Annotated in this window: 16 protein-coding genes and 1 riboswitch; of the genes, 4 read left to right on the top strand and 12 right to left on the bottom strand. The window is 31.3% G+C overall.

Features of this window, described 5'->3' with window-relative positions; genetic code table 11:
• Nucleotides 1–17: 17 nt before the first annotated feature.
• From BUB51_RS03500 to BUB51_RS03475, 6 genes are all read right to left on the bottom strand, one after another.
• Nucleotides 18–1538 carry a spore germination protein gene (locus tag BUB51_RS03500; RefSeq protein ID WP_073195538.1) on the bottom strand — a complete coding sequence of 507 codons (1521 nt, stop codon included), beginning with the start codon at nt 1536–1538 and terminating at the stop codon, nt 18–20.
• Nucleotides 1539–1549: 11 nt separating this feature from the next.
• On the bottom strand, nt 1550–1765 hold the full coding sequence (locus BUB51_RS03495) for a CLC_0170 family protein (RefSeq protein WP_073195536.1): 216 nt from the start codon (nt 1763–1765) through the stop codon (nt 1550–1552).
• A 90-nt stretch (nt 1766–1855) separates the two neighbouring features.
• Nucleotides 1856–3202: an adenosylmethionine--8-amino-7-oxononanoate transaminase gene (gene bioA / locus BUB51_RS03490; protein ID WP_073195534.1), complete on the bottom strand. Its 1347-nt coding sequence runs from the start codon at nt 3200–3202 to the stop codon at nt 1856–1858.
• Nucleotides 3203–3204: 2 nt separating this feature from the next.
• Nucleotides 3205–3933 (bottom strand): dethiobiotin synthase, encoded by a 729-nt coding sequence (bioD, locus tag BUB51_RS03485; RefSeq protein ID WP_073195532.1) that lies wholly within the window; start codon nt 3931–3933, stop codon nt 3205–3207.
• A 2-nt stretch (nt 3934–3935) separates the two neighbouring features.
• Entirely contained in the window at nt 3936–4925 is a 990-nt protein-coding gene (bioB, locus tag BUB51_RS03480) for a biotin synthase BioB (RefSeq protein WP_073195530.1), read from the bottom strand.
• Between the two features lie 3 nt (nt 4926–4928).
• Complete coding sequence (locus tag BUB51_RS03475; protein ID WP_073195529.1) at nt 4929–5492, bottom strand: biotin transporter BioY; 564 nt, start codon at nt 5490–5492, stop codon at nt 4929–4931.
• 183 nt (nt 5493–5675) lie between these two features.
• A riboswitch (FMN riboswitch) is annotated at nt 5676–5793 on the top strand.
• Between the two features lie 85 nt (nt 5794–5878).
• Between BUB51_RS03475 and ribD the strand changes: the two genes are divergently transcribed.
• The 4 genes from ribD to ribH are packed head-to-tail and all read left to right on the top strand — an operon-like array spanning nt 5879 to nt 9328.
• Nucleotides 5879–6985 carry a bifunctional diaminohydroxyphosphoribosylaminopyrimidine deaminase/5-amino-6-(5-phosphoribosylamino)uracil reductase RibD gene (gene ribD, locus BUB51_RS03470; protein WP_073195527.1) on the top strand — a complete coding sequence of 369 codons (1107 nt, stop codon included), beginning with the start codon at nt 5879–5881 and terminating at the stop codon, nt 6983–6985.
• A gap of 1 nt (nt 6986) precedes the next feature.
• A complete protein-coding gene (locus BUB51_RS03465; protein ID WP_073195526.1) occupies nt 6987–7637 on the top strand; it encodes a riboflavin synthase in 651 nt (216 codons plus the stop codon).
• Nucleotides 7638–7650: 13 nt separating this feature from the next.
• Complete coding sequence (locus BUB51_RS03460) at nt 7651–8865, top strand: bifunctional 3,4-dihydroxy-2-butanone-4-phosphate synthase/GTP cyclohydrolase II (protein WP_143153556.1); 1215 nt, start codon at nt 7651–7653, stop codon at nt 8863–8865.
• Nucleotide 8866: 1 nt separating this feature from the next.
• The gene (ribH, locus tag BUB51_RS03455; protein ID WP_073195522.1) at nt 8867–9328 is read left to right on the top strand and encodes a 6,7-dimethyl-8-ribityllumazine synthase; all 462 of its coding nucleotides are present in this window, start codon (nt 8867–8869) and stop codon (nt 9326–9328) included.
• A gap of 72 nt (nt 9329–9400) precedes the next feature.
• Here ribH and BUB51_RS03450 read toward each other — a convergent pair whose 3' ends face one another.
• The 6 genes from BUB51_RS03450 to BUB51_RS03425 form a co-directional block, all read right to left on the bottom strand.
• A complete protein-coding gene (locus BUB51_RS03450; RefSeq protein WP_200791881.1) occupies nt 9401–10138 on the bottom strand; it encodes a nucleotidyltransferase family protein in 738 nt (245 codons plus the stop codon).
• A gap of 3 nt (nt 10139–10141) precedes the next feature.
• A complete protein-coding gene (locus BUB51_RS03445; protein WP_073195521.1) occupies nt 10142–10843 on the bottom strand; it encodes a GntR family transcriptional regulator in 702 nt (233 codons plus the stop codon).
• A 13-nt stretch (nt 10844–10856) separates the two neighbouring features.
• Nucleotides 10857–11708, bottom strand: coding sequence for a 4-(cytidine 5'-diphospho)-2-C-methyl-D-erythritol kinase (gene ispE, locus BUB51_RS03440; RefSeq protein WP_073195519.1), 852 nt, complete (start codon nt 11706–11708; stop codon nt 10857–10859).
• 93 nt (nt 11709–11801) lie between these two features.
• On the bottom strand, nt 11802–13376 hold the full coding sequence (locus BUB51_RS03435; RefSeq protein WP_073195517.1) for a DUF3794 and LysM peptidoglycan-binding domain-containing protein: 1575 nt from the start codon (nt 13374–13376) through the stop codon (nt 11802–11804).
• Between the two features lie 160 nt (nt 13377–13536).
• Entirely contained in the window at nt 13537–14721 is a 1185-nt protein-coding gene (locus tag BUB51_RS03430; RefSeq protein ID WP_073195516.1) for a dicarboxylate/amino acid:cation symporter, read from the bottom strand.
• Nucleotides 14722–14861: 140 nt separating this feature from the next.
• Complete coding sequence (locus BUB51_RS03425; RefSeq protein WP_200791883.1) at nt 14862–15365, bottom strand: DNA methyltransferase; 504 nt, start codon at nt 15363–15365, stop codon at nt 14862–14864.
• Nucleotides 15366–15533 lie beyond the last annotated feature (168 nt).

Raw genomic sequence — 15533 nt, 5'->3', positions numbered from 1 at the left:
TTGCACCTTCTTACCACTTATTCTTCACTGTCAGAAAATATTCTGTCTTTGTCATAGACATTTGTAAATCTAGGTCTTTTCTTCATAGTTTGAATAGGCATCCTAACTACACTATCTTTCAAATCACTATATGTTTCACTGAAAGATACATAAGGAGACATATAAGGTACTCCAAAACTTTCTAGTCTAACTAAATGAATTCCTATTATTAACAAAGCTAACATTATTCCATATAAACCTAATAATGCCGAAAAAATCATTATACCAAATCTTACAAATCGGAAACCTGTTGCAATATTATAACTAGGTATAGCAAATGACGCTATAGTTGTAAGCGCAACTATAATAACCATCATAGGACTCACAATTCCTGCTTCGACAGCAGCTTGCCCTATTACCAGACCTCCAACTATACCTATAGTAGTACCAATAGGCCCTGATAATCTCATACCTGCTTCCCTAAGGAGTTCTATAGTAACCTCCATAATAAATGCTTCTATAATAGCAGGGAATGGAACTCCTTCTCTCGTTGCTGCCACATATAAAGCCAATTGCGTTGGAAGCATCCCCGGATGATATGCGGTAACTGCTATATAAATAGAAGGTAATAATAAAGCTATGAGAGATGCAATATATCTTAAAACTCTAATCAAAGAAGCAATAATCCATCTTTCGTAATAATCCTCAGAAGACTGTAATAAAGTACTAATGGTTACTGGCACAACAAGTGCAAAAGGTGTATTATCAATAAGTATAGCGACTCTTCCTTCATATAAAGCTGCCGCCACAGCATCCGGTCTTTCTGTATTTTCTACTTGAGGGAAAGGCGACATCCAATTATCTTCTATGAACTGCTCTATAATTCCGCTTTCTAAAACTACATCTACTCTAATAGTTTTAAGCCTTTTTATAACTTCTTCAATAAGTTCTTTATTCGCCACATCTTCTATGTATAGTACAGCTACATCTGTTTTAGACCTTCTGCCAATCTGCATATTTTTTATTTTGAGTTTAGAGTCTCTTATTCTTCTTCTAACTAATGTAGTATTGACTTTAAGCGTTTCTACAAAACCGTCTCTTGCTCCCCTTATTACTGTTTCTGTCTGCGGCTCATTTAATCCCCTTACAGGCCATCCTCGAGACGATATGATTATAATCTTTTGATATCTGTTTACAAGTAGTATTGTCTCTCCCGCTAATACATTGTCTATTGCTTCGTTTAATGTTTCTACTTCTTTTAACTCTGTAATTGCAATATTCCCATTCTTTACCAATTCATACAAATTGTTTTTAACACTATTAGGATTAGGTTCTAACCCTCTAGCCTGATGCATTAGAGATTCTAATACATAATCGCTCACTAGTATCTTATCAGTAAGGCCGTCTACATATACAATTGCAAATTTAAACCGTCTTTCTCCAACGGTAAATTCTCTATATACTATGTCATCACAGTCTTTTAATACTTCTTTTATCTTTTTTAAATTTGTATTTATATCTTTTGATATTGATATGCTATTTTCTCGTTCACGTAGCATTTAGCTCCTCCTCACAAAATTCTAGATAATATATAAAATAATGGTGCTCCAACCATATATAAAATTCCTATTATTTTCGCTAAGTTAGATTCTTTTATATTTCCTTTAACTTTTAAACGTGTTCCATCGACAAAATATGTAAATAATCCTATGAATACTATTAAAAAAACCATATATAGATTACATATCTCTTTCAATTCATTTATAATTGATTTTGCTAAATTCAATATCCCACCTCTTATTTTCACAATTTTGCTAAATATAATATTTGCAATAATTTATAATGTTATACAAAAAAAATCCTCATAAAATGAGGATTATAACCCAAAATACTCTTTAATAGCTTTTCTCGCAACATTAACCATTAGTTCTATTTGCTCGTCATTTATTACATAAGGAGGCATAAAATATATAACATTCCCTAGAGGCCTCAATAAAACTCCATATTTTAAAGCTATTTTATAAATCTTATATCCAACTCTTTCTCTCCAGTCAAAACTCTCTTTTGTATCTTTATCTTTTACAAGTTCTATAGCCCCTATCATTCCTATTTGCCTGAATTCACCTACATATGGGATATCCAATAGAAGCTCTTTAACCTTTTCATTAATAAGTTCTGATTTAATCTCATTTTTCTCTATAATACTTTCTTCTTCAAATATGTTTAAAGTTTCACAAGCTACGGCACAGCTTATCGGATTTCCCGTATAACTATGACTGTGCAAAAATGCCTTTAAAGTAGTATATTCATCATAAAATGCCTCGTATATCTTATCAGTCATAAGTGTAAGCGACAAAGGTAAATATCCAGCTGTTAATCCCTTCGATAAACACATAATATCTGGCGAAATACCTGCATGTTCACAAGCGAACATCTTCCCTGTTCTTCCAAATCCAACGGCTATTTCATCGGCTATAAGATGAATGTCATACTCATCACATATTTCCCTAAGTTTTTTTAAGTAAACGGAAGAATATATTTTCATTCCCGCTGCTCCTTGAACCATAGGTTCGATTACAATACCAGCTATTTCTTCATGATGCTCAATAATAGTTTTTTCCATATGCTCAAAACACTCTGCACTACAAGTTTCTCTAGACAAATTATATTTACATCTATAACAATCTGGCCCTTCAACTTTAAAAGTATTTAATAATAATGGTTTGTAAATCTTACTGTATAAATCTATATTGCCGACTGATAAAGCCCCCAGTGTCTCTCCGTGATAAGCATTAGTTATAGCAGCAAATTTAGTCTTTTTAATCTTCCCTATCTGCTGAAAATACTGGAAACTTAATTTTAATGCCACCTCTATAGCAGACGAACCATTATCGGCAAAAAAGACTTTATTCAAACCTTCCGGGGTTATATTTACTATCCTTTCTGCCAATTCAATTGCAGGTTTGTGCGAGAAATTTGCAAAAATAACATGTTCTAATTTTTCAATTTGATTTTTAATAGCTCTATTTATCCTTTTATTATTATGTCCGAAAAGATTTACCCACCAAGATGATATAGCATCTAAATAGCGTTTTCCTTCAGTATCGTATAAAAATACTCCTTCTCCTCTTTCTATAATTATAGGAGGAAAATCCTCATAATCCTTCATTTGAGAACAAGGATGCCATATGTACCTTAAATCTTTGATTTGCAGTAAGTTCAATTTTAATACCCCTTTTCTTTAAATAAATTTAATATTCTATCCGCATCTATTTTCTTTTCAAATTCAGATTTTAAACTTTTAAAATTATTGCTATTATAATCAAAATCTTCTATTTCATCTATTACTGCCAATATTTCCTTCTTAGTTATATTTTTTATTGTTTCAATATTGTCCTTTTCATGTATTTTACCTGTATATCTGTTTATAATAATTCCTTTAATATCTAAACCTATACTTTCTGCAAATCTTACGGTTAAAACCGTATGATTTATTGTCCCTACATCTGCTCTTGAAACTATTATAATCGGAAGACTTAAATCTTTTATTAAATCATATATAAAATACTTATTTTCTATTATTGGTACAACTATCCCTCCGCTACCTTCAGCAATTATGTATTCATATTTTTGTGATAATTTTCTATAGGTATCTAATATCTTTCTTTTGTTAATCTCTATTCTCTCTATCTTTGCTGCAAGATGAGGAGAAACTGGCATACTTAGACAATAAGGATTCATTAGATGTTCATCTTCTTCTAAATTACATACTTTTTTAACTAACATGGTATCACCTGAAACAAGTCTATTATTTTCAATGATACCTCCGCTTTGCACAGCCTTAAAACTACATGCATTTATTCCATTCTTTCGTAATATATATACTAACCCTGCAGTAACAACAGATTTTCCTACATCGGTATCAGTCCCTATGACAAATAGTCCTCTACTCAATTTTAATACCCCTTTTCTATATCTAGACCTTCTTGTATTATCATCTTTTTATCCTGTTCAATATTACTTCCTATTGTGGTTAAATAATCTCCTACTAATGCAGCATTTACTCCTGCTCTAAAACCCATATTTTGTCTGTTCTTCAGAGCCATTCTGCCGCCAGCATATCTTATATAGCTATCTGGTATTATATATCTATATAAAGCCATCGTCTTTAATATTTCAAAAGGCGACAGTATTTTTCTATTTTCTAAAGGCGTTCCCTTGATTGGATTTAATACATTTATTGGAACCGATTTTATTCCCAAATTCCTAATTTCAAACGCCATTTTTACTCTATCTTCTCTACTCTCTCCCATACCTATTATCCCGCCGCAGCAAATTTTAAGCCCTGCTTTCATCGCATTTTTAATACTCTCTATTCTCTCTTCATATGAATGAGTTGTACAAACTTTTTTATAATATTCTCTGCTCGTTTCTATGTTATGATGATACATTGATACCCCTGCTTCTTTTAACTTTAAAGCCTGTTCATAACTTATAATTCCGAGAGAAGCACACAATTTTAAATTAGTATCTTTACTCAATCTTCTATAAATATCTAATATTTTTTCAAAATCCTTACCCTTAATACCCTTACCGCTAGTTACAAGTGAAAATCTGTGAGCACCAACTTGCTCCATTTCTTTTGCTCTTTTTAAAATAGCATCATAGTCTAATAATCCGTATTCCATAATTCCGGTATTATAGTAAATAGATTGAGCGCAAAATTTACAATTTTCAGAACATCTCCCAGATTTTACGTTCATTATGGTACATAAATCAACTTTTCTACCCGCAAATTTCTCTCTTATCGAATTCGCCCCTTTGAATAATACATCTAATGTTTCAATATCTTTTTCATCAATATTAATAATCTCTACTGCCTCATCATAGTAAATCTGTCCGCCATTTAAAATTCTTTCAGCAATTTTAGATATAATTTCTTTCATAACTTATTTCTCCTTTTTATATCCTAATTTTTTAAGGATAGGTATTACCTTTACTGAAGTAAATGCTACTAAAGCACTAAGCAGTAAATCTGGTATTATATATAGAGCAAAACCTGCATATATAGCATGTCTAAATGTCATAGCCTTTCCTAAATAGTAATTTACAATTAAATATAAATATGGAACTCCAATACCATAAACAATCATAAGTCCAGTAACTACGATTACAAAATATTTTATAAATGTAATCTCCTTAAGATTTTCTGTAAGTTTACCAATTACATATGCGCATAATATAAATCCTATCAAATACCCAAAAGTAGGCTGAAAAATATAAGAAATACCTCCTCCTTTTGTAAATATAGGAACTCCTGCTATTCCTATCCCTACATATAGAAGTTGAGAAATTAACCCTAATCTCGAGCCTAAAAGCGTACCAGCATAGGCACAAAAAAGAAATTGGAGCGTAAAAGGTACTATAGGAGTAGGAATTCTAATAAAAGCACCTATTGCCGTTAATGCTGCAAATAAAGATACTAAAATCATATCACGTACTTTTATTCTCATGACTATTCCTCCCTTTCTTTAATGTATGTAACTGTAAATATAATAATATAAACAGAAACATATTGTCAACCTATTTATTTTTATAGTTGACATTTTGATTTGATATAAATTAAAAAAACTTGATTTTAAAATCTAATAATGATATGCTTTATTTAAACAATTGAATAAAATCTTCGATTTAAATATTTCCTTCAGGGCAGGGTGAAATTCCCGACCGGCGGTATAGCCCGCGAGCCGCAATAGCGGTTGATCTGGTGAAATTCCAGGGCCGACAGTATAGTCTGGATGGGAGAAGGAAATGTTGTAAAGTTCTATATTTTCTGAAATTTTATGCCCTGAAGTTTTAACTTCAGGGCTTTATTTTTTATGTATGGGGGTAATCGTTAATGAATATAAAATACATGAAAAGAGCATTAGAATTAGCAGAAAAAGGAGCTGGCTTTGTAAATCCTAATCCAATGGTAGGCTGCGTCATTGTCAAAAATGGCAGTATTATAGGTGAGGGCTATCATAAATACTTTGGCCAAAATCATGCAGAAGTTGAAGCTTTGAATTCAGTTGTTGAAAATCCAGAAAATTCAACCATGTATGTAACTTTAGAACCATGCTCTCATTTTGGAAAAACTCCTCCCTGTGTCAACAGAATAATAAACAGCGGTATCAAAAAAGTTATTATAGCAACATTAGATCCTAATCCTTTAGTTTCTGGTAAAGGTGTAGAGATACTTAAAAATAATGGAATTGAAGTAGAAATAGGAATGCTGGAAAATGAAGCAAGAAAACTTAACGAAATCTTTATAAAATATATTACAACTAAAGTTCCTTTCTGCCTCATGAAAACTGCAATGACTCTAGATGGAAAGATAGCTACAAAGTTTTCTGATTCTAAATGGATTACTAGTAAAACTTCCAGGCATTACGTTCATAAATTAAGACACAGATACAGTGCAATAATGGTAGGAATAAATACAATCATAGTTGATAATCCTCAACTTACAGTAAGGTTAAAGAATTTTAAAGGGAAAAACCCTGTAAGAGTTATTGTAGACAGCAGGTGCAGAATACCTTTAGACGCAAAAGTAGTTAAAGATGTATCTAATGCAAGAACTATAGTAGCCACCACCGTTTTAGCTGATAAGAGCAAAACAAAAAAACTTAAAGAGCTAGGGGTAGAAGTCCTGACCACACCAACTATAAACGGCAGAGTGGACTTAAATTATCTTATGAAAAAGCTGGGTGAAATGGGTATAGACAGCGTTCTTCTAGAAGGTGGAGGAACTCTTAATTACTCTGCTTTAAAATCTAATATAGTTGATAAAATAAACTTCTTTATAGCACCCAAAATAATCGGAGGGCATCTATCCAAAACTCCTGTTGACGGAGATGGTGTTCCATTTGTAAAAGACTCTTTTTACATAGATAATATTACAATTCATAAGTTAGATGAAGATATTATGATAGAAGGATATATACGAAATAAAGAAGGTGATTAACTTGTTTACTGGTCTTGTTGAAGAGGTAGGTATAGTTAAATCGATTTTAAAAGGAACTAAATCTGTGAAAATAGTTATAAAAGCAAAGAAAGTATTAGAAGATATAAAGATTGGAGATAGTATTAGCACAAACGGAGTATGTTTAACTGTTACAGATTTTACTGATGATACATTCAGCGTAGATGTCATGCCTGAAACTATGAAAAGAAGCAATTTAAAAAATCTAGTACCAGGAAGTAAAGTTAATTTAGAAAGAGCATTAAGATTAGGCGACAGATTAGGAGGACATTTGGTAAGTGGCCATATCGATGGAACAGGTAAAATACTGTCATTCGACAAAGAAGATAATGCAGTATGGGTTACTATAAAACCTCCTGAAGAATTGTTGAAATATATCATCTATAAAGGCTCTATCGCTATTGACGGGATTAGCTTAACAGTAGCTTACATTGATAATAAAGTATTTAAAGTATCTATAATCCCCCATACTAAAAAGGTTACAACGCTTATAGAAAAATCTTTAGGTGATGAAGTCAATCTAGAATGCGATATGATAGGAAAATATGTTGAAAAACTATTAATTCACAATAAAAGGGAAGAAGATGACAAAGATATAGATATAAAGTTCTTAAAAGAACATGGATTTATATAAAGAGGTGATAAATTTGTTTAAATTCAATACTATAGAAGAAGCTATAGTAGATATAAAGCAGGGCAAAATGATTATCGTAGTAGATGATGAAAACAGAGAAAACGAAGGCGATCTCGTAATGGCTGCAGAAAAAGTTACACCAGAAGCAGTTAATTTCATGGCAAAATACGGCAGAGGTCTTATCTGCATGCCTATAATTTCTGAAAGACTCAAAGTACTTGATATACCTCAGATGGTCAGCGAAAATACTGACTCACATTCAACTGCCTTTACGATATCAATAGATGCTAAAGAAACTAAAACTGGTATTTCAGCTTTTGAAAGAGCTCTTACTATAAGAAAAGTTTTAGATAAAAACGCTAAACCTCAAGATTTTAAAAGACCAGGTCATGTGTTCCCTCTCGAAGCAAGACAAGGTGGAGTTTTAAAAAGAGCTGGACATACGGAAGCTGCAGTAGATCTTGCAAGACTTGCTAATTTATATCCAGCAGGTGTAATTTGTGAAATTATGAATGAGGACGGTAGTATGGCAAGACTTCCACAACTTATGGAATTTGCAAAAAAACATAATCTCAAAATAATTACTATAGCAGATTTAATAGCCTATAGAAGAAAAAACGAAATTTTAATAGAAAAAGTTGCAGAAGCTGATATGCCTACAAAATATGGAGAATTCAAAATAATTGGATATCAAAATAAATTAAACAACGAACATCATGTAGCTTTAGTAAAAGGCAATATAGCTGGAGATGAACCTGTACTTGTAAGAGTTCATTCTGAATGCCTTACAGGTGATACTTTTGGTTCAATGAGATGCGACTGTGGAGAACAACTACAAGCTGCATTGAAAAAAATTAATGAAGAAGGCAAAGGTGCTTTAATATACTTACGTCAAGAGGGAAGAGGAATAGGTTTAATAAATAAGTTAAAGGCATATGTCCTCCAAGATAAAGGTATGGATACAGTACAGGCCAATCTCGCTTTAGGTTTTCCCGAAGACTTGAGAGATTATACAGTCGGAGCACAGATACTTGTGGATTTAGGAGTTAAAAATATAAAACTCATGACAAACAATCCAAAAAAACTTTCTGGCTTATCAAGCTATGGACTTAAAATAGTTGAAAGAATACCTCTCGAAGTAAGCTATAATGAAAAAAATAAATATTATTTAAAAACTAAAAAGAAAAAGATGGGGCACATATTAGAATTTTTTAAGGAGGAAGAGTAACATGAAAATCTATGAAGGTAAATTAATTGCCCAAGGTTTAAAGTTTGGAATTATAGTAAGTAGGTTCAACGAATTTATAAGTAGTAAACTTCTTTCTGGCGCTTTAGACGGGCTTAAAAGACATGGAGTAAATGAAGAAGATATTGAAGTAACTTGGGTTCCTGGTTCTTTTGAAATTCCGCTAATAGCTAAAAAAATGGCTAAATCTAAAAAATATAATGCAGTAATCTGTCTAGGAGCAGTAATAAGGGGAGCAACACCGCATTTTGACTATGTATCAAGCGAAGTTTCAAAAGGTATAGCAAAAGTGTCTTTAGATACTGAAGTACCTGTGATATTTGGCGTTTTAACTACAGATACTATTGAACAGGCTATTGAAAGAGCTGGAACAAAAGCTGGTAACAAAGGCTATGAAGCTGCTTTAACTGCTATTGAAATGGCAAACCTTTTAAAGGAATTGTAAAATAAAAATTATAATAACAATAAATCGTAGGCTAACAGCTAATATCTATTAGCTGTTAGCCTGTAATTCAATCTAACTCAAATATTTTTCAGCCATATTTAAGTCTTCTGGTTTATCTACATCATTTCCAATTTCAGGATATGGTGTTATTATTGCCTTTGGCTTCAATCTTAAAATTTTAGATACTCTTTTCTCTGCGCTCTCAATAGTAAGTCTGCCAACAACAAGTTTCAATAAGAAAGTAAATCCTAATACCCTACTCATTTTTACAGGATTTTTTCTATATTCTATCATTTGTTTTGCCTTTGTTATGCATCTATCTAAAACTTTTGGATTTATTAACATCAAATTACCACCAGTAAAATAACCATCTTTAAGTTTAGCATAGGTTCTAATTGCCTCTGGATATTTTTTTAGACAGACACTTTTTTCAATTATTGGATAACAGATATCTGCTTTAGACTCTAATGATTTTTTTACAAAATCATATACGGCTTGGGCCGTTAAAAGTGGAATATCACAGGTAGATATTAATACCATAGAATCATCTCTAAAGTAATCTACCCCTGCAATCACATTATCTATTATTGAGCCTCTGTCCTGAATTATAAATTCCACATCTTCAAGCCCAATTTTATCAAGTTCCTCTTTATCTCCAACTACAACTATTTTATCTATTACTCCAGATTCTTTTAATGCTTTAATTACATAATAAATCATAGGCTTCCCATTAATATTTACGAGTGCTTTCGAAAGCTTACCATCTAACTTTTTTTCTGATCTCCCAGCTAATATTATACTATTAATCATTATCTACTCGACCCCACCTGTCCTCTTGTTCATTTTAGATTTAGTCATCTTAATAATATAATCCTCTGCATTCTCTATATGAATTTCTGCATAATATTTTGCTTTTTTTGAGTCTCTTTTACTTATTGCCTCTATTATTTTACTATGCTCTTCAGATAATTTAGCCGTTCCGTCATATTCTGTAACATATATGATTCTAAATCTCTGAACCTGCTCTCTTAGACTTTCAGCAATTGCTATAAGTTTTTCATTTCCCGTAGCTTTAAAGATGATATCATGGAATTCCACATCTTTTTGTATAATACATTTTATATCTTTGTTTTTTATACATTCATCAAATTCTCTAGCTTTTATTTTTAAAGCTTCAAGTTCATCATCTGTTATCCTTTCCGCTGCTAATTGAGCCGCTAATCCTTCAAGAGAAGCTCTTATCTCTAAAACCTCTAATATGTCCTTTATAGATACATCTGCAACATATGCTCCTTTTCTAGGAATCATAACTACTAATCCTTCAAGCTCTAATTTTCTTATTGCCTCTCTTACAGGTGTCCTGCTTACTCCTAACTTTTCTGCTAACTGCACTTCCATTAACCTCTCGCCGGGTTTTAATTTTCCATCTATTATCGCCTCTCTTAAAGATTCGAATACGATTTCCCTAAGAGGTTTATAATCATGTAGTTTAAGCTTATCTAAATCCTTATTCAAAAAAATATCCCCCCTAGATAGTTTTAACTATGTGTACTCTATCAACCCACGTTTCAAGTTCCTCTTTACATTTTATAATATCATCAGTATTATCAAATATACCAAATACTGTAGGTCCGCTACCGCTCATTAAACTACCTAAAGCATTAAATCTCATCATATGCTCTTTTATTTTCTGTATAATAGGATATTTATTGATAGTTACTGTTTCTAATACATTAATCATATTTTTAGCTACAAAATTTACATTGTCTAGTTCAATATTTTTTATCAAATTATCTATATCAGGGTGCTCTTTTATATCTTCAAGTTTTAAATTCTTATATACATACGCTGTAGAAACCTGTATCGGAGGTTTTGCTATTAGAACAAGTTTGTCTTTAAAACTTTTCAATCTAGTCAATTTTTCTCCTATACCTTCGGCTAATGCTGTCCCTCCCATAATACAGTAAGGGACATCAGCACCTATTTCTAGTCCTATATCCATTAATTCATCTTCTTTAAGGTTTAAATTCCATAATTCGTTTAAACCTTTCAACACAGCCGCAGCATCTGCACTTCCGCCCGCTAATCCAGCCGCTATAGGTATATTTTTTTCTATCTTTATTTTAACTCCTCTACCAATGTTGAATCTTTTAGATAAAATGTCCCAAGCTCTATATGCAAGATTTGTGGAATCGGTAGGAATCTTTTTCTCTTTTGTCTCTATTATTGTATCTTTACCATATTCTTCGATTTGTATAATGTCCTTTAAACTAATCTGCTGCATTATCATTCTAACTTCATGATATCCGTCTTCTCTTTTTCCTATTACATCTAATGAAAGGTTTATTTTAGCATGAGCTTCTACTTCTACTTTTTTCACAATATCAACTCCTTAATCTATATATTATATATTTTATATAAAAATCCTTCTTTAGTCATTAATAAAAGCTCTAAGGCAAAGCCTTAGAGCTTTTTAAAATTCCATAACTTCAATTTGTTTTTGAATAATAATTTTTTCACCTGGCATTATATTTTCAGGATTTATAATATCATTTGTATTTATCAATTCATCAACGGTAGTATTAAATCTCTTAGCTATGTCCCATAATGTATCGCCTTTTTGAACTATATAAATGGTTATACTAGGCCTATTGCTTAAGTCGACTACTTTATCATCTTCCTCAATCTCTGTTATAATATCAATCTTCTTGATTCTGTCAACTTTAACGTCGTTTTTTACAATACCCTCTATTTCAATATCACGTGAATTAACTCTATTAAATTTTAAACTATCCATTACAAGCTCAATATCAATGTCCATATCTTCTTTAATTCCATCTATATCTACATAAGATTTAAATGGTATTTCTTCTTTAAAACCCATTATTTCTCCTGTAGATTCTCCAACATATAATATATCTGCCTCAAGTAAGCCTTCAATTATTAATTTATTTTCCACAACTCTATAATCTGTTAATACGGGCTTTGCCATTAAATCGCATATACTCTCAATGCCTTCATAATTCTGCGGTAAGTTAACTACTCCCTTTACAACTTCTTTGGATATGCTCTCTGCTATATTTTCTAATACATCTACTTCTTTTTTAACTAATTTAAACTTTCTCTTTGTAGAATATGAATCTAAAATTACTTCTTTTTCTCTTTGTTCAAATACTTTAGCACTTATTTTTACAAATGCCTCTATGTCTATTACTCTCTTTTCCCCACTTATATCTTCTCTTATGTCATATTCAACATTAGAAATTTCTATATTCACTCTATTATCCATATCTTTAACTGCACCCGGTAAATCAACAAAATGTGTAAATGGGATTTCATATTTCACATGATTTATTCTGCTCTCCTCATCATCACTATAATATATTATTGCACATTCAACTACTCCTGATACTATTACCTTATCTTCAACTACCCTAACTTCTCTTTCATACCCTTTCACATTTAACTTGAGTATATGTTCTATACTTGGCATATCTTCAGATAATTCAAATGCTTCTTTTACCAAAGTATCCGATGTATTACTTCCTACGATATCGTTATACCTTATGCAATCTTTTAAAGTCTGTATACCTTCTACTCCCTGAATATCTTTTACTATTTCTATAGTACTGCATGATTGAACTTTTGTATTAAAGTGTAATACGGTCTTAATAGACATTTTTCTGCTGTCTATCAAATTACAGTCTATATGTTCTATGTTTGTTTTAATATCAACATTCATTTCTTCTTCTGCACCATTAATTAAAATTTCTTCTTGAAAATTAGTCGAGTCTTCTATTCTCTCAATAGTTAAATTTTCGTCATCTGCAGCATATAGTATATTGTATTTAATTATTCCATTTATTAATATTTTATCTTTAACAGCTCTAGTTTCTAAAGTCTCTATCTCCCCGTCAATATTAAGTATCTTCTTTATATTGGGTTTAACTTCAGATAACGATATTTCGTCCTCAATCAATGCATCAATTTCTTCTTTGCCTATCGTCTCCTCTATTTTGAGTAAATCTTTGATTAGTTCAACTGCCATCTTTATCCCCCTTTCAATTATTTATAATCCATTTGTTCCAATCCCTAATTCAAAGCCTATTATATTATTATTTCTCTATGAAAAATTTTATGTTAAAATGTCCCAAAAAATTACTACAAAAAAATTTAACCCACGAATAAATCGTGGGTTTGGCCTCTATTTAAATACCTTTATTTAATTTACTATTTTTCGCTATTTTATCAATTATTAAAGCTATAGCCCCATCTCCTGTAACATTTGTAGCTGTACCAAAACTATCCTGTGAAAAATGAATAGCTATCATTAATCCCTGTTGAGCAGCCGTAAAACCTAACATATTTTCTAATAAACCTAATGCAGCATATACTCCACCGCCCGGTATTCCAGGTGCAGCTACCATTGTTACACCTAACATTAATATAAATGGGAACATCATTTCAAATGTAGGAATAGTTCCTGATATCATCATAAGCCCCATAGATGCAAGCACTAATGTAATAGTATCTCCAGCTAGATGAATAGTAGCTCCTAAAGGTATTACAAAGTCTATGACATCTTCTGATATTCCATTTTTTCTAGCACATTGAATAGTTACAGGTATAGTAGCAGCCGAAGACTGTGTACCAAGTGCTGTGAAATATGCCGGCAGCATATTTTTAATGGATTTAAATGGCCCTTTACCACTCACTAGCCATGCTACTAAATATTGAATAATTATATAACTTATTTGGAGAATTATTATCAATATGAAGACAGCCGAAAAAGCCTTAATTGTTTTGAACATTTCATTTGTAGCCGCCAATTTCGCAGATATTCCGGAAATATGAATAGGTATAAATGGAATTAATATTCTTCTTACAACACCTTCAATTATATTTTGAAAGTCTTTTAATGTTTCAAATAATGTTTTCCCCCTTATATTTGCCATTCCCAATCCCAATATAAAAGCAAAGATTAGAGCCGTCATTACTCCCATTATAGGCGGCATTTCAATCGTAAAATAAGGTTCTATTTTTACTGCCGATTTTTGAGCCATTTCACCTGCTTTAATTATATTCGGAAGTATGGTAGACCCTAAAAAGAAAGCAGCTGTTCCCGCTATTATCGTAGAAATATATGCTATACCGGCCGTTATTCCTAATAATTTGCCTGCTCCTTTGCCCAAATCTGCTATACCTGGTGCAACAAATCCTATAATTATTAAAGGAATGATAAATTTCAGAAAATTGCCAAAAATACTCGTAAATGTACTTAATACTCTTACTAAAAAGTATACTTGAATAGATCTTGAAATTAATCCTATAATAATTCCTAAAATGATTCCAGCAATCAATCTGGGTAGTAGTCCTACTTTTCTTTTCGCCACACTTATCACCACTCTTTCTGTATTTTTTGTATTTTCAAAATTTTATTTTTAATATTTTATAATAATTATTAACAAAATGCAACAATTTATTGGTGATATCCATAATATGGTGGCGAACAAAAATCTAAACAATATACTTTTCATTTACTTTTAGGCTTTCTAAAGACAAACAAGTATTCATGTGCAATTAGAAGAAAATTATATTCTATACTCCTTTTATACCAAAATCCTGTTGCTTTACAATTATGCTGCTCTTTTATAATAATCTCTTTTAATATAAATCCTGCATCTAGAAATACCTGCATAACCTTAAATCCTAAAGGTATCATATGTTTATTTTTTCTAGTGTCTCCTATTAATATTGCACAATATTTATTTTCTTTTAACACTCTGAATGCTTCTTTTGCTACTTTCTTCATTTCACTAATAAACTCATCTATATTACATAATGATAAATCTCCTTCTATATCATTACTATATTTGATAATATTTGCATATGGAGGATGTGTGCAAATCAAATCGATACTATTATCAGGTATAAAATCTAGATTTCTAGCATCTCCTTTGTAAATTTTAGGCTCATATTCTTTATTTTTATTAAACCTTAAATTTACTCTTGCTACTTTAATAGCATCTAAATTAATATCTACCCCTATTCCGTTGACTTATATCTATAAAAACCTTATAGAAAGCAACGCATACCTATAAATCTCTATAGATTTATAGATCTTATCCGATACTTCTATTATGCAGATTTTATGATTCTGCAAACTTAACGTCGCTTTCTACTTTTATAGGATTGCACAGCTTAA

The organism is Caloranaerobacter azorensis DSM 13643 (assembly GCF_900129995.1).
Lineage (GTDB): Bacteria > Bacillota > Clostridia > Tissierellales > Thermohalobacteraceae > Caloranaerobacter > Caloranaerobacter azorensis.
The sequence above is the reverse complement of the archived record's forward strand: the minus strand, read 5'-3'. Positions and strand labels throughout refer to the sequence as shown.

What these genes read in the sequence shown, in the direction of transcription:
- BUB51_RS03500 (WP_073195538.1), bottom strand. Translation starts at nt 1,538, where the DNA reads ATGCTACGTGAACGAGAAAATAGCATATCAATATCAAAAGATATAAAT.
- bioB (WP_073195530.1), bottom strand. Translation starts at nt 4,925, where the DNA reads ATGAAAGAAATTATATCTAAAATTGCTGAAAGAATTTTAAATGGCGGA.
- BUB51_RS03475 (WP_073195529.1), bottom strand. Translation starts at nt 5,492, where the DNA reads ATGAGAATAAAAGTACGTGATATGATTTTAGTATCTTTATTTGCAGCA.
- ribD (WP_073195527.1), top strand. Translation starts at nt 5,879, where the DNA reads ATGAATATAAAATACATGAAAAGAGCATTAGAATTAGCAGAAAAAGGA.
- ribH (WP_073195522.1), top strand. Translation starts at nt 8,867, where the DNA reads ATGAAAATCTATGAAGGTAAATTAATTGCCCAAGGTTTAAAGTTTGGA.
- BUB51_RS03450 (WP_200791881.1), bottom strand. Translation starts at nt 10,138, where the DNA reads ATGATTAATAGTATAATATTAGCTGGGAGATCAGAAAAAAAGTTAGAT.
- BUB51_RS03435 (WP_073195517.1), bottom strand. Translation starts at nt 13,376, where the DNA reads ATGGCAGTTGAACTAATCAAAGATTTACTCAAAATAGAGGAGACGATA.